Here is a 19,326-nt window from a genome sequence, read left to right as displayed (position 1 = left end):
GACCAAAATGGCGCAGTGCAGCAATTGACCTGTTGAATGGCCGTTTGCGCGCGGATGAGGGGTTTACATCCCGAAACCCGTTTTCGTGGACCAGCGGCCACGACGAACGGTTAAATGGCCGAGATGTCGGTCTGCACCGGCCAGTGAAGCGCGTTGGCGCGGCTGTCGCCGGTGCCGAAGCGGTGCTGCAGCAGCACGGTGTATTGCCCCGGGCGGGTGCCGCAGAGGCGGTAGCCGTCGGCCACCGGGCTGAGCTGAACGCCGCTTTGTGGGGCGGTTTGCAGCTCCCAGGTGCCGAGTTGGGGCGCGGCGCGCCGCAGCGAGACGCAGAAGCCCCGTTTCATGTTGGACATCACCACCAGGCGTTGTTCGGCGCTGGCCTTGCCGTCGGCGGTGTCGAGCAGTTGGGGGTGGCTGTTTTCAATGACCCGCATGATGGGCGGGATGACGATGCGGAAGTCGAGCGAGGCGCCGGCCTTGCCCTGAGGCACCAGCACGCTCTCGCCGATGCTGGTCGCGGGGACCAGCATCAGGGCACTGGCGGCCAGTGCGGGGAGGGCGAGGCGGTGGGGGGGCATGACCCACTATCGGCCCACTTCCTCCAAACTTAATACCCCTGCTCGGGGAAGGCTGGCGCGCCGCAAGGGCATGCCCGGCGCGGGTTCACTCGCTGCGCTGCACCGGAATGCTGACAGAGGCGCTTTCCCGCAGGCGCACGTCGACCTTGGCCTGGCCCTGGTCCACCACGTTCCAGGGCAGTGGCAGCGTCTCGCCGCGCACGCTCACGGTGCGCGGGCCGCCGGCCACGAAGGGGAATTCGAAGCGGCCCTGGCTGTCGGTTCGCACGGCGTAGCGGTTGTCCAGGTAGACGGTGACGTTGGGCACGCCCTGTTCGCTGGCTTCCTGGGTGCCGCTGCGGTTGGCGTCGAAGTACACCGTACCGACGATGCGGCCGCCGCCGTCGCTGGCCCGGCCGCCCAGCGGCACGTTGCGGCTGCCGGCTTCGAGCTCGTAGCGCAGCACGGCGTAGAAGGAGCGGTCCGACTCGGGGATCACGATGGCCAGCGGCGGCGCCAGCGGGTCCAGCGAGGGGTTGAAGCGGCTGCGGCCGGTGGAGCGGTTGTAGTTGGCCTCCACGCTCCAGCGCGGGTCGATGCGCCAGTGGCCGCCCAGGTTGAGGCTGTGGCGCGATTGCCCGGTGTTGCTGTGTTCGGTGTTGAGGTTGCCGCGCAGGCTGGCCTTGTTCGTGATCGGCGCGGACACGCTGAGCGCGGCGCTCCAGACCGATTCCCGGGGGCGGCCCTGGTAGGCGTCGTAGGCGCCGGTGCCCAGGCTGGTGGAGACGGCCCAGCTCTGCGGCACCAGCCATTCCTGGTCCCAGGTCAGCCAGCGCGAGTTGGCCTCGTTGTCGCTGTGCACGAACTCCAGGCGCAGGCCGCTGTGGCCCCAGCCGTTCTGGAAGCGCCAGTCGCCGTAGCTGCTCCAGGCGTCGCCGTCGAAGCGGCGCACCGTGGTGCCGGCGCCCACGGTGTGGTCGCGGTTGAGGCGCCAGCGCGCCGAGCCGGTGGCGAAGAAACCGCTGCCGCTGCGCCCGCTGATCGAGTCCAGCCAGTCCACCGAGCCCTCGGCCGACCACTGGCGCGTGCGCCAGCTGGTGCGCGCGTAGGCGCCCACGAGGTCGTTGGCCAGCGGCAGGTTGGCCCAGCTCAGGTCCTGCTCGAGCCGGTAGGCGCCCAGGCCGTGCCGGCGCGGGCCGTCGTCCCATTCGCCGTCGACCCAGAAGCCGCTGCGCGCGCCGTTCAGGTTGTTGGCCTGGGTGCGCAGCACCTGGCCCTGGATGCGGTGCTCGGCACCTTCGTGCCGCAGCGCCAGCAGGGTGGAGTTGGCGTCGACGATGTCGCTGGCCTGCAGCGGCACGTCCAGGTTGGAGACCTTGCGCGCGTCCTCGTGCTGCAGGGCGAGCGTCCAGCCCTGGTGGGACAGGGGGTTCGCACCGTCCGCGTTGAGGCGCCATTGCCCACCGAACGAGGTGCGCTGGCCCGGAAGCTTGCGAAAGCCGTTGGCCGGGAGGAAGTCCAGCCGGCCGGGTTCACCGGTGCTGGCCTGCAGTTGCAGACCGGCACCGGGGTTCTCCCACTCGGTGCTGATGCCCTGCACGATGGCCGAAGGCAGGTAGATGCGCGCGGGCAGGCGCAGGATGCCGGGCGTGGGCGGGTTGATCACGCCCAGCTCGTTGCTCATCAGCCAGCCGCCGGAGAGCGGCATCGCGCGCTGGCGCAGCGTGAGCGTGCCGCTGCTGTCGCTGGGCGCGTAGGTGCCGTCGATGGAGAGGGAGCCGTGGTTGGGCGTCTCCAGCAGGCCGTAGATGCCATAGCCGATGCGGGTCTTGCGCGCCGCGTCGAAGGGCTGGGTGCCCAGGCGGGTCTCCAGGCGCAGAAAACGCGGCCAGCCCTGGCGGTCGTAGGCATAGGCCTCGGCGTCCTCCGCCGGTTCGGGCGGCAGGCCCTCGATCACCCGGTCTTCGTAGGCGGGTGCGCTGGTGGGGGAGGGGGGAGGTGGGGCCGCGCTCTGCGCCCAGGCCGCCAGCCAGGGGGTCGATGCACCCAGGAGCGCCAGCAGGCAATGGGACGGGCGCGGCACCAGCCCCCTCATGGAGCGAAGCTCGCGTCCAGCGGCAGGCGGTTCTTGCCCCATTCGAGGTTGCCCTTGACCGTCAGCGGAAAGCGCACCGTGGGCGTGGGTTTGCCGTTCTCGGCGACCGGCGTGATCGCGATGCGCCGCGTCTCGCCCGGCAGGATGGGCAGGTCGGCCGGCGCCATCTCGAAGCGCGCGCCGCTGGCGTCGGTGCCGTTGACGAAACCTTCGAGGCGACCGTGGGCATTGCCCAGGTTGCGCACCTCGACCACGGCGCTGGGCTGGCCATCCACCTGGGCCACGCGGGTGCCGGTGATCTCCAGCTTCGGGGTGGCGTCGCCGATGGTGGCGTACACGATCACGCCGATGCGGCCACCCACGGGGAAATTGAGGTCGCCCTGCACGCGCGCGGGCTCCAGGCCCTCGATCATCAGCGCGAAGCGGCACTCGCGCGCCGGCGTGCCCGGCGGGGGCGTGATCTCGAAGCGGTAGCGGTAGCGCGCGCCGGGCTCGATCGTCAGCTCGCGCCGCTCGACCGCGACCCAGGGCCGGCAGCTGTCGGCGGCGAGCGCGTCGCTGAAGGCCACCGAGTTGTCGGGCAGGAAGGTCCAGTCGTTGGTGTAGATGCGGTAGTTGCCTTTTTGCTGCCCCACGTGCTGGATCTCCACCACCTGGCGCAGGTTCTGACCGGGCGCGACCTGCACCTCGAAGCGCGGGGGCGTGATGTAGGCCGCGAAGCCCTGCGCGAACGCGCCGTGGGAGGCGCTGGCCAGGGCGAGGGCGCCCAGCGCGAGGGCGGGGCAGCGAAAGAGGCTCAGGAATGCAGGGCGCATGGCGGAATCAGTCGGCATCCAGTTCGAAATGGAAATTCAGGCGGCGGCTGTTCGACTGCCAGTCGGCGTTCGAGCGCAGGCGCACCTGCAACTGGTCTTCCAGCGTGGGGGTGGTGATCGGGCCGGCATGCACCAGCGCGCGCTCGCCCGACACCAGCCGGCCCGCCTGCAGGCGGCCCTGGGTGGTCCAGACCGCTTCCACGGTGGAGGCCTCGTCGCGCGGCAGCACCATGTAGATGCGCCCGCTGCGCCCGATCCAGTCGCGCGTGTCGATGCGGATGTTGACGCGCAGCCAGGCTTCCATGCCGCCCGCGAAGGGCTGGCCCGATTTCAGGGGCAGCCACTGCATCTGCACGTTGGGTGGCACCGTGTGGCTCAGCGAGTCGTCCAGGCGGTGCGGGTTGGCCCAGGCGGTACTGGTCAGCAGGCCACACAGCGTCGCCAGGGCGAAGCGTCGGAAAGCCGTCATGGGCTGCTCAGGGTGTAGGTCACCCGGCCGTTGTAGGTGCCGGCTGCCCGCACCGCGTTGTTGGCGTAGACGTAGGAGTGGCAGTTCTCGAAATACGTGTTGCCCGGGACCGTCGCCAGCGTCTGCGTGCCGCCGTTGAAGGTGCCGGCCGGGATCACGTTGGGCGCGCCGCTGCCCGGGGCCGACACGGTCCAGCTGATCTCGGTGAAGGGAATGGTGTCGCCGCCCGCGTTGGTCAGGCTGGTGGGCGAGGAGACGGTGAGTGTGGCGTTGGCCGAGCCGCTGTTGCGGCGGTAGCCGGCGCCCACCATGACCTGGCTGGCGGGCGTGGGGCAGGTGGTGTAGCCGTCGGCGTACAGGCTGGTGGACTGCGTGCTGTCGCTGGTCATGGCCAGGTCCGTGCCATTGCCCAGCTGCGCCGCCGGCACGGTGACCTGTACCAGGTTGACGGGCCCGCTGGTGCCGGCCGTGCCATTCAAGGTGCCGCTGGTGCCGCTCATGGCGCCGTTGCCCACGTGCAGGAACAGGCGGCGGCTGCCGGAGGTGATCGTCAGCGACCAGGCGTGCGCGGCGGCCATTTCCGCCAGACACAACAAAGCCAGGCCGGCGGCCGCCGCGAGGCGGGCCTGGCTGGATCGGGTTGTCGTGCGCTTCATGGTGTCTGGCTGACCGTGGCTGTCCGAAAAAGCTTGGCGCCTGAAATGGCGACGGAGGGTTGCACGGGGCAAACCCTCCGGGAGGCCGATGGCGGCGGTGGGGCCGCCCTCTCAAGGTCTGCCGCGCAGACTCAGGGCATGGAGGCGGTGTAGGTCACGCGGCCGTTGGTCGTGCCGTAGGTGCCGGGTGCCACCACGGCCGAGTTGGCGTAGCTGAAGGTCCAGTTGGCCGTGCGGTCGGTGATCTTGGTGCCCGAAGACAGCGTGACGTTGGAGGCCGCGCCCGCGCCGGTGTTCGGAATGGCCGGGCTGGGCAGCGCGGCCAGGTTGCTGGTGGCCGAGATCTCGGACCAGGGAATGGTGTCGGCCGTGCCGTTGGTCAGCGCGCCGGTGGTGGACGCGGCCAGGGTGACCTGGCCGTTGTTGCCCACCACGCGGACCGGCACCACGTTGCCGGTGACCGCGCCGGCGGTCGCACCCGTGCCGACGGCGGCCGGGTTGCTGGTGTAGTCGAAGGTCACGGTGTCGATCGTGGTGTTGGTCGCGAAGGCGCCGGCACCGGTGCCCACGGCCAGGAACAGCACCCGGGGAATCGTCACGCGGAAGTCCAGGCGGGCCACCGCGCTGCCCGCGCCGGTGACGAGCTGGGATTCGGCCGAAGCCATCAGCGGGGTGGCCAAGGCCAGCGCCAGGGCGGATTGGAGCAACAGGGCTTTTTTCACGACGTTTCCTTCAGGACGGTGCAGAAGTGGGGTCTGAGCACTTTTAGGTACGCGGCCCACGGGTGGGTGATGGGCGGATGTTACGGAAAGTCACTTCGAGGATCAATATGTGGCCGAGGAAAAATTTCACACTTTTCAAGCACTTACGGCGACTTTGTTAACCGACGGTAAAAAAACGAAGGCGAGCGGCGAAAAAAGTGCTCAAGTTCACGCACCTTTTGCCGTGTTCGTACTTCTGGTTACTAGGTGCTGCAACGGAAGTGCACTGCCGGACTTCACCTCGCCCAGGGAGAAGCTGGTGTGCAGGTCTTTCACGTTGGGCAGGTTGAGCAGGACCTCCCGGGCAAACTGGCTGAAGTGGTTCAGGTCGCGGCTGACCACCTGCAGCTCAAAGGTGCCGGAGCCGCTGATGTAATGACAGGACACCACCTCGGGGATGCGGCGGATCGCGTTTTCCAGGGTGCGCGTGACGTCGCCGCTGTTGCGGTCGGCGTCCAGGCGCACGAAGGCCAGCACGCCCAGGCCGATCTTTTCGCGGTCGATCTCCGCGCGGTAGCCCCGGATGAAGCCCGATTCCTCGAGCGCCCGCACGCGCCGCCAGCACGGCGCGGCCGACAGGCCCACACGCTGCGCCAGCTCGGCGTTGGTGAGGCGGCCGTCGCTTTGCAGTTCTTGCAGGATGGCGATGTCGAACTTATCGAGTGTTTCCATGATGGCCTGTTTTGGGAATGAATCTTTCTCGATCATCGTGAAAACAGGCATGAAACGCAAACACCTATCGCGCACTGGGGCATACACTGTGCGCCACACTGGAGGCGTGCATCTACCCGTTGCACACCCCGTTCACGACCCGCCCACGAAGCAGGCCCCACATCCCCCACGGAGACAAGCCGATGAACGCCCCCCTGCCCGACCACATCCGCCGCGCGCTCGAGACGGTCACCCTCGACGACAAATACGCACTCGATCACGGTCGCGCCTTCATGAGCGGCGTGCAGGCGCTGGTGAAGCTGCCCATGCTGCAGCGCCAGCGAGACGCCTTGCTGGGCAAGAACACCGCGGGCTTCATCAGCGGCTACCGGGGTTCGCCGCTGGGCGGCTACGACCAGGCCCTGCAGAAGGCGGCGCCGTACCTGAAGGCGCAGAACATCGTGTTCCAGCCCGGGGTGAACGAGGAACTGGCCGCCACCGCGCTCTGGGGCACCCAGCAACTGGGCTTCGCGCCAGCGGGCAGCAACCGCTTCGACGGCGTGTTCGGCATCTGGTACGGCAAGGGCCCGGGCGTGGACCGCTGCTCCGACGTCTTCAAGCACGCCAACATGGCGGGCACCACGCCCTGGGGCGGCGTGATCGCCGTGGCCGGCGACGACCACGTGGCCAAGAGCTCCACCGCCGCGCACCAGAGCGACCACATCTTCAAGGCCTGCGGCCTGCCGGTGTTTTTTCCGACCTCGGTGCAGGACATCCTGGACCTGGGCCTGCACGCCCTGGCCATGAGCCGCTTCAGCGGCGTGTGGGCCGGCATGAAGACGATCCAGGAGATCGTCGAATCCAGCGCCACGGCCGAAATCGATCCCGGGCGCGTGAACATCGTCATTCCCGAGTTCGAGATGCCCCCCGGTGGCCTGCACATCCGCTGGCCCGACCACGCGCTCGACCAGGAAGCCCGCCTGTTCGACTACAAGTGGTACGCCGCGCTGGCCTATGTGCGCGCCAACAAGCTCAACCACAACGTGATCGCCGGGCCGAACGACCGCTTCGGCCTGATCGCCAGCGGCAAGGCCTACAACGACACGCGCCAGGCCCTGCTGGACCTGGGGCTGGACGACGAGACCTGCCGCCGCATCGGCCTGCGCCTGCACAAGGTGTCGGTGGTCTGGCCGCTGGAGGCGCAGACCACGCGCGAGTTCGCCACCGGCCTGCGCGAGATCCTGGTGGTGGAAGAGAAGCGCCAGGTCATCGAGTACCAGCTCAAGGAAGAGCTCTACAACTGGCGCCCCGACGTGCGCCCGAACGTGCTGGGCAAGTTCGACGAGGTCGAGGGCGATTTCAGCGGTGGCGAATGGAGCATGCCCAACCCCAGCGCGCGCACCCTGCTGCGCGCCAACGCCGACCTCTCACCGGCCATCATCGCGCGCGCCGTGGCCAAGCGCCTCAAGAAGATCGGCGGCGTCCCTGAGGACGTGATGGCGCGCATCGATGCCCAGCTCGCCATCCTGACGGCGCAGGAGCAGTCGATGCAGACCCTGCTCACGCAGGGCGTGGCCGGCGCCGAGCGCCAGCCGTGGTTCTGCTCGGGCTGCCCGCACAACACCAGCACGCGCGTGCCCGAGGGCTCGCGCGCCATGGCCGGCATCGGCTGCCACTTCATGACGATCTGGATGGACCGCGCCACCGTGGGCTTCACCCAGATGGGCGGCGAAGGCGTGCCCTGGGTCGGCCAGCAGCCGTTCAGCCACGACCAGCACATGTTCGCCAACCTGGGCGACGGCACCTACTTCCACAGCGGCCTGCTGGCGGTGCGCCAGAGCATCGCGGCCGGTGTGAACATCACCTACAAGATCCTCTACAACGACGCCGTGGCCATGACCGGCGGCCAGCAGGTGGGCGAGCGCCCTGAAGGCCACAGCGTGGTCCAAATCGCGCAGAGCATGCGCGCCGAAGGCGCGGTGAAGATCACCATCGTCACCGACGAACCCGAGAAGTACGACAGTGTGAAGGGCCTGCCCGAGGGCATTGCGATCCAGCACCGCGACACGCTCGATGCCGTGCAGCGCGAGTTCCGCGAGATCAAGGGCACCACGGTCATCATCTACGACCAGACCTGCGCCACCGAGAAGCGCCGCCGCCGCAAGCGCGGCACCATGGTCGACCCGGACAAGCGCGTGGTGATCAACGAGCTGGTGTGCGAAGGCTGCGGCGACTGCGGCGTGCAGTCCAACTGCCTGTCCGTCGAGCCGCTGGAGACCGAATTCGGCCGCAAGCGCACCATCAACCAGAGCACCTGCAACAAGGACTATTCCTGCGTGAAGGGCTTCTGCCCGAGCTTCGTCACTGTCGAAGGCGGCCAGTTGCGCAAGAAGGAAAAAGGCGGGGCCAAGCTCGAATGGACCGGTGGCGCGTTGCCGCTGCCCGTGCTGCCCACCCTGGACGCGGAGGCCTGGGGCATCATCGTCGCCGGCGTGGGCGGCACCGGTGTCATCACCATTGGCCAGCTGCTGGGTGTTGCCGCGCACCTGGAAGGCAAGGGCATCGTGACGCAGGACGCGGCGGGTCTGGCGCAGAAGGGCGGCGCGACCTGGAGCCATGTGCTCATCGGCGCACGGCAGGACGACATCCGCACCACCCGCGTGTCGGCCGCGTCGGCCGACCTGATCCTGGGCTGTGACCCGATCGTCAGCGCGAACAAGGAAACCTGGGCCCGCCTGCGCGCCGGCCGCACGCACGTGGCGCTCAACGTGAACGCCACGCCCACCGCGGCCTTCGTCAAGAACCCCGACTGGCAGAACCCGGCGCAGGCCTGCGTGGACGCGCTGGTGCACAGCCTGGGGGCCGATGCGGTGGGCACGTTCGACGCCGAGACGGCGGCCACGCGCCTGATGGGCGACAGCCTGTACACCAACCCCATGATGCTGGGCTACGCCTGGCAGAAGGGCTGGCTGCCGCTGGAGCTGGCTTCGCTGATGCGCGCCATCGAACTCAACGCGGTGCAGATCGACAAGAACAAGGCGGCCTTCGAATGGGGCCGCCGCGCCGCGCACGACCTGCAGGCCGTGGCCGCGCTGTGGCAGAAGGCCGGGGCGGGCGAGCAGGTGATCCAGTTCAAGAAGCGCGACTCGCTCGACGACCTGATCGCCCGCCGCGTCGACTTCCTCACCGGCTACCAGAATGCCGGCTACGCCGACCAGTACCGGCACTTCGTGAACCGCGTGCGCGCGTCGGAAGCCTCGCTGGGCAAGACCACGCTGACCGAAGCCGTGGCGCGCAACCTGTTCAAGCTCATGGCCTACAAGGACGAGTACGAGGTCGCCCGCCTGCACAGCGACCCGGCGTTCCACGCCCGCCTGGCCAGCCAGTTCGAAGGCGACTACAAGCTCAAGGTGCACCTGGCCCCACCGCTGATCGCCAAGAAGAACGAGCGGGGCGAACTGGTCAAGCAGCCGTTCGGCCCCTTCATGTTCAAGGTGTTCAAGCTGCTGGCGCGTTTCAAGGGCCTGCGTGGCACCTCGCTGGACATCTTCGGCCGCACCGAAGAGCGCCGCACCGAGCGGGCCCTGATCGGGCAGTACCGCTCCGATGTCGAGGCCCTGCTGACCGGCCTGACCAGCACGAACCACGCCCTGGCGGTGGAGATCGCGCGCCTTCCCGAGCAGATCAAGGGCTTTGGCCATGTGAAGGAGCGTCACCTCGCCGCCGCGCGCAGCCGCCGGGAAGGCCTGCTGCAGCAATGGCGCCAGCCCGAAGCGGCGCCGAACCTGGCCCGCGCCGCCTGATCCGCGGAACCACCCCGGCATACAATCGACGGTTGAGTCCGGAGTGCCCGGCGTCGCCTCATCCAGGCGGCCCCGGGCCTTTGGCGTTGTCCTGACCCCGAACCTGTTGGAGACCTCCCGTGTTCATTTCCTCCGCTTACGCCCAAGCCGCAGCCGCTGGCGACACCCAATCCACCCTGCTGGGCATGTTGCCCCTGGTGCTGATGTTCGTGGTGCTGTACTTCGTGATGATCCGCCCCCAGATGAAGCGCCAGAAAGAGCACAAGGCCATGGTCTCGGCCCTGGCCAAGGGCGATGAAGTCGTCACCGCCGGTGGTTTCCTGGGCAAGGTGTCCAAGATCGGCGAGATTTATGTGGGCGTTGAACTTGCCGACGGCATGGAAGTCCAGATGCAACGCACCGCCGTCGTGCAGGTGCTGCCCAAGGGCACGATCAAGAGCGTCTGAGCAAGCCGGCCCGGCGCCGCTGTGTCGGACCGGGCCCTTGAAATGCGCTTTCGCCTCCGCTGAACAACTCCAGGCCTCAGGCCCGGCTTCACCATGAACCGTTACCCGCTGTGGAAGTACGCGATCATCCTGGTCGCCCTGCTGATCAGTGCGCTTTATGCGCTGCCCAACCTGTTCGGGGAGTCGCCTGCCGTGCAGGTCTCGGCGGCCCGGTCCACGGTGCGCATCGAGCCCAGCACGGTCATTCGGGTGGAGCAGGCGCTGGCGGCGCAGAACGTGCAGAGTACGCGCATCCAGCTCGATGCCAATTCGGTCAAGGCCCGCTTCGACAGCACCGACGATCAGCTCAAGGCGCGCGATGCCCTGGAGAAAGCGCTCAACCCGGATCCGGCCGATGCCAGCTATGTGGTGGCCCTCAACCTGCTGCCCCGCACACCGGCCTGGCTCGCTTCCCTGGGCGCCTCGCCCATGTACCTGGGCCTGGACCTGCGCGGGGGCGTGCACTTCATGCTGCAGGTGGACATGCAGGCCGCCCTGCAGCGGCGCGCCGACGTGCTCGCCACCGACCTGCGCACCCTGCTGCGCGAAAAGGGCCTGCGGCATGGCGGCATCAACCGCAGCGGCCAGACCATCGAGCTGCGCGCCGGTGACGCCCAGACCCTGGGCGCGGCACGCGACCTGATCCGCACCCAGTTCGCCGACCTGCAGGTCACCGAGACGGCCGACTTCCGGCTGGTGGGCACCATCAGTCCCGAAGCCGCGCGGCGCGTGCAGGAGCAGGCGCTCAAGCAGAACATCACCACGCTGCACAACCGGATCAACGAACTCGGCGTGGCCGAGCCGGTGATCCAGCAGCAGGGCGCCGACCGCATCGTCGTGCAACTGCCGGGTGTGCAGGACACGGCCAAGGCCAAGGACATCCTGGGCCGCACCGCCACGCTGGAAGTGCGCATGGTGGACGAGAGCATGGAAGCCCAGGCGGCCGCGCGCGGCACCGGGCCGGTGCCGTTCGGTGCCGAGCGTTATCCGGAGCGCGGCGGCCAGTCGGTGGTCGTCAAGCGCGAAGTGCTGCTGACTGGCGAGAACCTCACCGATGCCCAGGCCGGCTTCGACAGCCAGACCCAGGAAGCGGCCGTGCACCTCACGCTGGACGCGAAGGGCGCGCGCGTGTTCCGCGACGTCACGCGCGAGAACGTCGGCAAGCGCATGGCCATCATCCTGTTCGAGAAGGGCCGTGGCGAGGTCGTCACCGCGCCCGTGATCCGCGGCGAAATCGGCGGTGGCCGGGTCCAGATCTCGGGCGCCATGACCACGGTGGAAGCCAACGACACCGCGCTGCTGCTGCGCGCCGGTTCGCTGGCCGCGCCGATGGAAATCATCGAAGAGCGCACCATCGGCCCGAGCCTCGGTGCCGAGAACATCACCAAGGGTTTCCACAGCGTGCTGTGGGGCTTCATCGCGATCGTGGTGTTCATGTGCATCTACTACGCCCTGTTCGGCGTGTTCTCCAGCATCGCGCTGGGCTTCAACGTGCTGCTGCTGGTGTCGCTGCTGTCCATGCTGCAGGCCACCCTGACCCTGCCCGGCATCGCCGCCATGGCGCTGGCCCTGGGCATGGCCATCGATTCCAACGTGCTGATCAACGAGCGCGTGCGCGAGGAACTGCGCCGGGGCGCTTCACCGCAGATGGCCATCAACGCGGGCTACGACCACGCGTGGTCCACCATCCTGGACTCCAACGTCACCTCGCTGATCGCGGGCATCGCGCTGCTGATCTTCGGCTCCGGCCCGGTGCGCGGCTTCGCCGTCGTGCACTGCCTGGGCATCCTCACCAGCATGTTCTCGTCGGTGTTCTTCTCGCGCGGCGTGGTCAACCTCTGGTACGGCCGTCAGAAGAAGCTCAAGACCGTTTCCATCGGGACCGTCTGGCGTCCCGACGCCCAGAACGCCACGGCCAAGGCCGACTGATCAGGACCTCACGCCATGGAATTCTTCCGCATCCGCCGCGACATCCCGTTCATGAAGAACGCGTTGTTGCTCAACGCGATCTCCTTCCTCACCTTCATCGCCGCCGTCTTCTTCCTGACCACGCGCGGCCTGCACCTGTCGGTCGAGTTCACGGGCGGCACCGTCATGGAGGTGGCCTACGAACAGCCGGCCGACCTCACCTCGGTGCGCAAGGTCATCGAATCGCTGGGTTACGCCGATGTGCCGGTGCAGAACTTCGGCACCTCGCGCGACGTGCTGCTGCGCCTGCCGGTGCAGGCGGGCAAGACCTCCAGTCAGCAGAGCGAGACCGTGCTCGCGGCCCTCAAGGCGCAGAACCCCGCCGTGGAGCTGCGCCGCACCGAGTTCGTCGGCCCGCAGGTGGGCCAGGAACTGGTGACCAACGGCCTGCTGGCGCTGGGGCTGGTGATCGTGGGCATCATGATCTACCTCGCGTTCCGTTTCGAATGGAAGTACGCGGTCTCGGCCATCGTGGCCAACCTGCATGACGTGGTCATCATCCTGGGCTTCTTCGCCTTCTTCCAGTGGGAGTTCTCGCTGGCCGTGCTGGCGGCGGTGCTCGCGGTGCTGGGCTATTCGGTCAACGAGTCGGTCGTGATCTTCGACCGCATCCGCGAGACCTTCCGGCGCCAGCGCAAGATGAACACGCAGCAGGTGATCGACCACGCGATCACTTCCACCATCAGCCGCACCATCATCACCCACGGGTCCACGCAGGCCATGGTGCTGTCCATGCTGGTGTTCGGCGGCCCCACGCTGTTCTATTTCTCCCTGGCCCTGACCATCGGCATCTGCTTCGGCATCTACTCGTCGGTGTTCGTCGGCGCGGCCATGGCGATGTGGCTGGGCATCAAGCGCGAAGACCTGGTCAAGACCAGCAGCAAAACCGAAGGCGATCCGGACGACCCGAACGCCGGTGCTGTCGTTTAAGCGCGAAAGCGCGCGCCTTATACAGCGCGCCTCGCGCGCCTGGCGCCTGTGGATGAATCCAATCGTGTCATACTGCACACATTGTGTCGCCGCCCGATCAGCACGTTTCATCCCTGGCCAAACAGGCACGTGAACTCTTCGTGGTTCATGTGGGACGGGCGCTTCCCGAATGGGTCAAGGTCTGTGACACGCGGCTGACCTCGATCCTCGATCAGGCCGGCTCGGCGCGCGACATGCAGGCCCGTCGCGACGCATGGACCGGGTTCCAGAAAAACCAGACCACCTGGCTCAACCAGAGCCGCAAGGCGCTGCAGCGTTCGCTGCTGCCGCGCTTCTCCAACTCCGGCAGTCCCACCAGTGTCTCGGGCCAGCTGGAGCTGGTGGCCGAAGGCGCGATCGACGACCAGATCCTGGCCTCGCGCCTGGCCATGCAGGTGCTCGACAAGTCGTCCACCGAACTCAACGAATTGCGCCTGCGCATCCAGCACCTGGAAGGCCGGCTGGAGCTGCCTCGGGGCGACGTGCTGTTGCCCGACGTCACCGCGCGCATCCTGGTGGACCAGTGGCTGGACGCTCACATGACGCGGGAGGCCTGGGTGCTGGTGCAGGACGCGCTGGCGCCGGTCATGGCCACCAAGCTGCATGAGGCCTACAAGGCCGCGAACGAGTTTCTGGTGGCCAGCGGGGTGATGAAGGAAATCGACCTGCAGGCCCTGGTCAAGCGGGTGCCGGGCAGCCGCAGCGAAGGTCCGGTGGTGCGCCGCGACGCGTCGGCGGCGGCCACCACCGCGCCGCGCCCGATGACGGCGGGACAGCGGATGGCCGGCGGGCCGGCGTCCATGCCCGCCTCCGCGCCTGGCGGTGTGTCCGGCATGGGGCCGGGATCGAACTTCGGTGCTGGCCGCGCGGGCGCACCATCGTCCGGCATGGGTGTGCACGATGAAACCCGGCTCATGACGGGCACGTCTCCGCTGGCGCGGGCGCGCATGCGGGCGCAGGGCGTGGTCGGGCGTCTCAAGCGCATGCTGATCGACCGCGTCGGTGGCGATTTCGAGGCCACACAGCTGTTGCCGCCCTCGCCCCGTCTGCAGCAGGCGATCCAGCATCAGGTGGCGTCGCCCAGCGTGGCCGCGGGTCTCTACGTGTCCGGCTCCTCGGGTGTGGGCGCGGTGTATGTGGACGCCTCGCATGTGGAGCGGGTCGCCACCTCCTTGCGCCAGCGCACCGCCGAACTCAAGCAGGCCGCGAGCACGCCGACCGAAAAGGCCACCATCGAGGTGGTGGCGCTGATGTTCCAGAGCATCCTGGCCGAAGAGCGCATTCCGCCGAGCGTTCGGGTCTGGTTCGCGCGGCTGCAAATCCCGGTGCTGCGTGTTGCGCTGGCCGAACCCGAGTTCTTCAGCGCCCTGCAGCACCCGGCGCGCCGCCTGATCGACCGCATGGGCTCCTGTGTGATGGGCTTCGAGTCCAACGTCGGCTCGGCCGCGCTGGAGGCCGAGATCAAGCGCGTGGTGCAGGTGATCGAGCAATACCCCGAAACCGGGCGGCGCGTGTTCCAACTGGTGTTCGACGAGTTCCAGAAATTCCTCTCCACCTACCTCAGCGAGCAAGGCAGCGCCAGCCGCTTCGTGAGCGTCGCGCAGCAGGTGGAGCAGAAGGAAACCCTGTCGGTGCAGTACACGATCGAGTTGCGCAAGCTGCTGGACGATGTGCCGGTGCGCGACGAGGTACGCGATTTCCTGTTCAAGGTGTGGGTCGATGTGCTGGCCGTGGCCAGCGTGAAGTACGGCCTGAAGCACGAAGAGACGACCTCGCTCAAGCAGGTCGCGTCCGACCTGCTGTGGGCGGCCAGCGCCAAGCCCAATCGCAACGACCGCGCCCGCGTGATCCAGCAACTGCCCGGCCTGCTGCAGCGCCTGCGCCATGGCATGGGGCTGCTGGGTTTCCCCACCTCGCTGCAGGACCAGCACATCAAGTCGGTGAGCGACACGCTGGCCGATGCCTTCATGTCGCGCACCGAACCCATCTCGCAGGAAAGCCTGGACAACCTGTCCGATCGGCTGGCCAACCTGGAAGACTACCTGCCGGCCAACGGTGTGGGCGACCTGGACCTGGACACCGAGAGCATCGAGATGATCACCGGCGTGGACGCCAGCAACATCGAGGTGATCAACCAGGGAGGCAGCCAGCCCAACGAGGCGATGCGCTCTTGGGCGGTGGAGCTGCAGATCGGTTCGTGGTTCGGCCTGGACCACAACGGCAAGCTCAACAGCGTGCAACTGGCCTGGCGCAGCGAGCGTGGCCAGCTCTACCTGTTCGTGACCAACGGTGGGCGCTGTTTTCTGATCCAGGCGATGCGTGTGGCGTCCTACCTGCAGGCTGGCCTGCTGGTGCCCAGCGAGGAAGAGGCCCTCACCGTGCGCGCCACGCGCGACGCGATGGCCAAGCTCGAGGCCAACCCCGAGCGCCTGCTCAACTGAGCGGGCCTGCCGGGGCTCAGCCCTGGCCCTGCCGTTGCAACAACCCGCCCGGCAGGCGGGCCACCTCTCCCGACAGTTCCAGTTCGAGCAGGCGCGCCTGCAGGTGCGCCGTGTCCAGACCGGTGCGGGCCTGCAAGGCATCCAGGCTCACCGGATCGTGGCCCATGGCCCGCAACAGGCTGTCTTCCTTGGCGCCGTGGTCGCTGCCCGGCCCGGCGCTGTCGTCCGGCGGCACCGGTTCGGCGAAGCGCAGGTCTTCCAGGATGTCCTGCGCCGACTCGACCAGCTTGGCGCCCTGGCGGATCAGCGCGTGGCAGCCGCGCGATTGCGGCGCATGGATCGAGCCCGGGATCGCAAACACCTCGCGACCCTGCTCCGCCGCCAGCCGCGCGGTGATCAGCGAGCCGGACTGCACGGCCGCTTCCACCACCAGCGTGCCTTGCGACAAGCCGGCGATGATGCGGTTGCGTTGCGGGAAATGGGCTGGCAGCGGGGGGGTGCCCAAGGGGTACTCGCTGACGATCGCGCCCTGCGCCCCGATGCGGTGGGCCAAGGCCAGGTGGCGTTTGGGATAGACGCGGTCCAGCCCGGTGCCCACCACGGCCACCGTGGGAGCGCCGCCCAGCATCGCGCCATCGTGCGCGGCGCCATCCACGCCCAGGGCCAGGCCCGAGACCACGCAGACCCCGGCCTGCCCAAGTGCTTGCGCGAACTGGCGGGCGTTGGTTTCGCCTTGGGGTGTGGGGTTGCGGCTGCCCACGATGGCCAGCCGCCGGGGGTGGTGCAGGGCCTGCACGTCGCCCAGCACGTACAACAGCACCGGCGGATCGGCCATCTGCAGCAGATCGGGCGGGTAGAGCGGATCGCCCAGGGTCAGGATGTGGCGGTCCGCGGCGTCGGCCAGCCACGCCTGCGTGCGATCCACCTGCGCCTCGAGGTCTTCGGGGGGCTGCTCCAGCGCGCTCGCCGCGCGGGCACCGACGACCGCCTGCCAGGCCGAGGCCGGTTGCGCGAAGACCGCTTCGGGCAGGCCAAAGGCCGCGAGCAGTTTTCGCGCGGAGTCGAGGCCCACGCCTGGCGTGAGCAGCAGCCGCAACCAGGCGGCCAACTCGGGTCGGGGCATCGCGCCGATCAGGGGTTGACGAAGCGGTCGCCGACCTTCACGCCGTCGGTGATCTGCAGCACCAGCGCGTAGGACACCTTGTCGAAGGTGCGGAAGACCATCATCAGGCCGTTGCGCTCGCCGGGCAGGCGCAGTTGCGGACGGGTCTGGTCGGTGGTGTCGGTGATCAGGCTGCTTTCGCGCTGCAGCGCCAGCACATGGCCGCGCTCGATGCCGTGCGCGCGGCCGCGGTTGATGGAGACCACCTGGTTCTGGGCCGCATAGCGCACCGCGTTGCCATACACCGAGACGATCTGGCCGCTTTGTGGCGTGTCGGGCGCGCGTGGCACGAAGTGGCTGAGTTCGCGTTCCGGTTCGGGCAACAGCCGGTCGCCGATGCGCATCTCTTCCTTGGCCGCGACGATGTCGATGGAGGCCGGCACGATCTCGGCCGGGGCCTTGCCGTCGGCGGCCGGGCGCTGGGTCTCGCCGCTCACCAATTGGGCCTTGCCCAGATACTGGGCTTCGTAGCCCAGGATTTCGCTCGTGGTGGGATCGCGCAGGGGGGTGGCGTTGCGGAACACGCGGTAGTCGATCGACTTGCCGTCCACGACCCGCAGCGGTTCGTTCTGCGGGCCGTCGCCGTACAGGGCGCGCGCATAGGCGCGGTCGCCCCGGGTGAGCAGCACGCGGTTTTCCTGCGTGGCCACGATGCGCGGTGCGCGCGCGAAGGTGGCTTCGTCGACGATCATGGGTTCGGTCAGGAACGACTCGATGGCCTGCAGCGACACCGGCGGAATGGCCGAGTCGCCCAGGCTTTCGTAGCGGGTGCGGGGCGACACGCGAACGGTGGCCGGGTCGCCGTTGCCGGCGGGGCGCGTGCTGAGGATGGCGCGGTCGCCGGACTTGATCAGGTACAGCACCTGGCCGGGGTAGATGCGGTGCGGGTTCTGGATGTCCTGGCGGTTCATGCCCCAGAGCTCGGGCCAGCGCCACGGCGTCTTGAGAAACACGCCGGAAATCGCCCACAGGGTGTCGCCGCGTTTGATGGTGTAGCTGTCGGGCGCATTGGGCGCGAGTTCGGACAGCGGCACGCCGTTCTGCGCCACCTGGTCGGCGGTGGCGCGTTGCCCGGGGGTGATCGGGAAGTTCTGCGCCAAGGCGCTGCCGGTGATCGAGGTGGCCAGCACGGCGGCGGCACAGACCAGCGAACGTCGCTGGCGCAAGAAGAAAAATTCGGCGGACTGGCGGGTTTGCAATGGCATGAAGTGGCCCCTGAGCGGCGATCGCGTCTTGACAAGTCGCTTTTGATTTTGCGCCCAAGCCATTGATTGGGCAACGTATATGGCGGAGGGATTTCACGCGCCGTCGCAAAAGTGGCGAAAATAGCGACATCGTCTTCCGCCTGTCACCGGCTTGCCGCCAGCCGTCGCCCCGCGACAATGGAGGCCCCTGCCTGGACCTGTCCCGAACCCACCCGATTTTCATGAATTCGCCGTCGCTTCTGCCCATCCTGCGTTACCCCGACCCGCGCCTGCACACCGTGGCCCAGCCGGTCAAGGCGGTGGACGATCGCATCCGCTCGCTGATCGAGCGCATGTTCGAGACCATGTACGACGCCAATGGCATTGGCTTGGCGGCCACGCAGGTGGATGTGCACGAGCGCCTGATCGTGATCGACGTGAGCGAGACGCGCGACGAGCGCCTGGTGCTGATCAACCCCGAGATCGAATGGGCCAGCCCGGAGAAGCGCAAGGGCGAAGAGGGCTGCCTGTCGGTGCCCGGCATCTACGACGGCGTGGAGCGGTCGATCGCCGTGCGGGTGCGCGCGCTCGACGGCAACGGTGTGGAGCGCACGATCGATGCCCAGGGCATGCTGGCGGTGTGCATCCAGCACGAGATGGACCACTTGCTCGGCAAGGTCTTTGTGGAGTACCTCTCGCCGCTCAAGCGCGATCGCATCAAATCCAAACTTGTTAAGGCTCAACGAGAGGCATTGCGCGCATGAACATCTCTCTGGCTTCTTCGCTGCGTGGCCTGGTCGTGGTGAGCGCGCTGGCACTGGCGGGCTGTTCACTGATGCCCGAACAGGTGGCGACGGGCACGCCGCGCAGCGAGATCGAGACCCGGCTGGGCCGGCCGACGCTGGTTCACACGCTGCCCGCGGGCACGCGCTTGCAGTACTCGGGTCAGCCCTCGGGCCCCTGGGTGCACAACCTCGATCTCGGACCCGATGGCCGCCTGGTGCGGTACGAGCAGGTGATGGACGCGGGCTGGCTGCTGCGGCACATCGAGATCGGCCGCTGGACGCGCGAAGACGTGTTGCGCGGCATGGGTCGCCCGGCCATGGTGGAGCGCGTGGCGCGCTTCGATGGCGAGGTCTGGAGCTACCGCTTCCTGGAAGCCACGCGGCCGCGCCTGGTGCATGTGCACCTGGACCCCTCGGGTGTGGTGCGGCAGCTGATGTTCTCCGACGACCAGGTGCTCGGCGATCCCGTCGACGCCGTGTCCCATCCCTGATGCCGCGCGGCGTCGCGCCATCGGTCCCTTTTCT

Annotated in this window: 16 protein-coding genes; 7 read left to right on the top strand and 9 right to left on the bottom strand. The window is 68.1% G+C overall.

The annotated features are described in order from the left end of the window. Positions 1-110 precede the first annotated feature (110 nt). The 7 genes from AC1Q9M_RS22990 to AC1Q9M_RS22960 form a co-directional block, all read right to left on the bottom strand. Positions 111-578, bottom strand: coding sequence for a hypothetical protein (locus AC1Q9M_RS22990; RefSeq protein ID WP_382328024.1), 468 nt, complete (start codon positions 576-578; stop codon positions 111-113). A gap of 85 nt (positions 579-663) precedes the next feature. Further along, complete coding sequence (locus AC1Q9M_RS22985; protein WP_382322275.1) at positions 664-2,640, bottom strand: hypothetical protein; 1,977 nt, start codon at positions 2,638-2,640, stop codon at positions 664-666. An 8-nt stretch (positions 2,641-2,648) separates the two neighbouring features. Beyond that, a complete protein-coding gene (locus tag AC1Q9M_RS22980; protein ID WP_382322274.1) occupies positions 2,649-3,467 on the bottom strand; it encodes a COG1470 family protein in 819 nt (272 codons plus the stop codon). A 7-nt stretch (positions 3,468-3,474) separates the two neighbouring features. Then, entirely contained in the window at positions 3,475-3,936 is a 462-nt protein-coding gene (locus AC1Q9M_RS22975) for a hypothetical protein (RefSeq protein WP_382322273.1), read from the bottom strand. Continuing rightward, positions 3,933-4,592, bottom strand: a complete 660-nt coding sequence (locus AC1Q9M_RS22970; RefSeq protein WP_382153060.1) for a hypothetical protein — start codon at positions 4,590-4,592, stop codon at positions 3,933-3,935. The genes AC1Q9M_RS22975 and AC1Q9M_RS22970 overlap by 4 nt, the downstream gene beginning before the upstream one ends. Before the next feature lie 131 nt (positions 4,593-4,723). Further along, a complete protein-coding gene (locus AC1Q9M_RS22965; protein WP_291121743.1) occupies positions 4,724-5,314 on the bottom strand; it encodes a hypothetical protein in 591 nt (196 codons plus the stop codon). 207 nt (positions 5,315-5,521) lie between these two features. Continuing rightward, a complete protein-coding gene (locus AC1Q9M_RS22960) occupies positions 5,522-6,025 on the bottom strand; it encodes an Lrp/AsnC family transcriptional regulator (protein ID WP_382325775.1) in 504 nt (167 codons plus the stop codon). A 182-nt stretch (positions 6,026-6,207) separates the two neighbouring features. Here AC1Q9M_RS22960 and AC1Q9M_RS22955 point away from each other — a divergent pair, with 182 nt between their 5' ends. The 5 genes from AC1Q9M_RS22955 (at position 6,208) to AC1Q9M_RS22935 (ending at position 15,670) form a co-directional block, all read left to right on the top strand. Continuing rightward, positions 6,208-9,807, top strand: coding sequence for an indolepyruvate ferredoxin oxidoreductase family protein (locus AC1Q9M_RS22955; protein ID WP_492435928.1), 3,600 nt, complete (start codon positions 6,208-6,210; stop codon positions 9,805-9,807). Positions 9,808-9,926: 119 nt separating this feature from the next. Next, the gene (gene yajC, locus AC1Q9M_RS22950) at positions 9,927-10,253 is read left to right on the top strand and encodes a preprotein translocase subunit YajC (protein ID WP_291121741.1); all 327 of its coding nucleotides are present in this window, start codon (positions 9,927-9,929) and stop codon (positions 10,251-10,253) included. A gap of 93 nt (positions 10,254-10,346) precedes the next feature. Beyond that, a complete protein-coding gene (gene secD / locus AC1Q9M_RS22945) occupies positions 10,347-12,221 on the top strand; it encodes a protein translocase subunit SecD (protein ID WP_291121740.1) in 1,875 nt (624 codons plus the stop codon). 15 nt (positions 12,222-12,236) lie between these two features. After that, positions 12,237-13,190 carry a protein translocase subunit SecF gene (secF, locus tag AC1Q9M_RS22940; protein ID WP_382322271.1) on the top strand — a complete coding sequence of 318 codons (954 nt, stop codon included), beginning with the start codon at positions 12,237-12,239 and terminating at the stop codon, positions 13,188-13,190. A gap of 83 nt (positions 13,191-13,273) precedes the next feature. Then, the gene (locus AC1Q9M_RS22935) at positions 13,274-15,670 is read left to right on the top strand and encodes a DUF1631 family protein (protein WP_492435925.1); all 2,397 of its coding nucleotides are present in this window, start codon (positions 13,274-13,276) and stop codon (positions 15,668-15,670) included. Between the two features lie 16 nt (positions 15,671-15,686). Here the strand turns inward: AC1Q9M_RS22935 and dprA are convergent, their stop codons facing one another. Both dprA and AC1Q9M_RS22925 read right to left on the bottom strand, forming a co-directional pair. Then, a complete protein-coding gene (gene dprA / locus AC1Q9M_RS22930; protein WP_382322270.1) occupies positions 15,687-16,793 on the bottom strand; it encodes a DNA-processing protein DprA in 1,107 nt (368 codons plus the stop codon). An 8-nt stretch (positions 16,794-16,801) separates the two neighbouring features. Next, positions 16,802-18,037: a LysM peptidoglycan-binding domain-containing protein gene (locus tag AC1Q9M_RS22925; RefSeq protein WP_492435923.1), complete on the bottom strand. Its 1,236-nt coding sequence runs from the start codon at positions 18,035-18,037 to the stop codon at positions 16,802-16,804. 221 nt (positions 18,038-18,258) lie between these two features. Here AC1Q9M_RS22925 and def point away from each other — a divergent pair, with 221 nt between their 5' ends. After that, a complete protein-coding gene (gene def, locus AC1Q9M_RS22920; protein ID WP_291121735.1) occupies positions 18,259-18,780 on the top strand; it encodes a peptide deformylase in 522 nt (173 codons plus the stop codon). Further along, positions 18,777-19,292, top strand: coding sequence for a hypothetical protein (locus AC1Q9M_RS22915; protein ID WP_382322269.1), 516 nt, complete (start codon positions 18,777-18,779; stop codon positions 19,290-19,292). The genes def and AC1Q9M_RS22915 overlap by 4 nt, the downstream gene beginning before the upstream one ends. The last annotated feature ends 34 nt before the right edge of the window (positions 19,293-19,326 follow it).

This window comes from Hydrogenophaga sp. GW823-FHT04C09 (assembly GCF_058796355.1).
This window is presented reverse-complemented; position numbering and strand designations above follow the sequence as displayed.

Coding starts and splice junctions, on each gene's coding strand:
- secD (WP_291121740.1), top strand. CDS start 10,347: ATGAACCGTTACCCGCTGTGGAAGTACGCGATCATCCTGGTCGCCCTG.
- AC1Q9M_RS22970 (WP_382153060.1), bottom strand. CDS start 4,592: ATGAAGCGCACGACAACCCGATCCAGCCAGGCCCGCCTCGCGGCGGCC.
- def (WP_291121735.1), top strand. CDS start 18,259: ATGAATTCGCCGTCGCTTCTGCCCATCCTGCGTTACCCCGACCCGCGC.
- AC1Q9M_RS22980 (WP_382322274.1), bottom strand. CDS start 3,467: ATGCGCCCTGCATTCCTGAGCCTCTTTCGCTGCCCCGCCCTCGCGCTG.
- AC1Q9M_RS22975 (WP_382322273.1), bottom strand. CDS start 3,936: ATGACGGCTTTCCGACGCTTCGCCCTGGCGACGCTGTGTGGCCTGCTG.
- AC1Q9M_RS22915 (WP_382322269.1), top strand. CDS start 18,777: ATGAACATCTCTCTGGCTTCTTCGCTGCGTGGCCTGGTCGTGGTGAGC.
- AC1Q9M_RS22955 (WP_492435928.1), top strand. CDS start 6,208: ATGAACGCCCCCCTGCCCGACCACATCCGCCGCGCGCTCGAGACGGTC.
- AC1Q9M_RS22960 (WP_382325775.1), bottom strand. CDS start 6,025: ATGGAAACACTCGATAAGTTCGACATCGCCATCCTGCAAGAACTGCAA.
- AC1Q9M_RS22990 (WP_382328024.1), bottom strand. CDS start 578: ATGCCCCCCCACCGCCTCGCCCTCCCCGCACTGGCCGCCAGTGCCCTG.
- AC1Q9M_RS22925 (WP_492435923.1), bottom strand. CDS start 18,037: ATGCCATTGCAAACCCGCCAGTCCGCCGAATTTTTCTTCTTGCGCCAG.
- secF (WP_382322271.1), top strand. CDS start 12,237: ATGGAATTCTTCCGCATCCGCCGCGACATCCCGTTCATGAAGAACGCG.
- dprA (WP_382322270.1), bottom strand. CDS start 16,793: ATGCCCCGACCCGAGTTGGCCGCCTGGTTGCGGCTGCTGCTCACGCCA.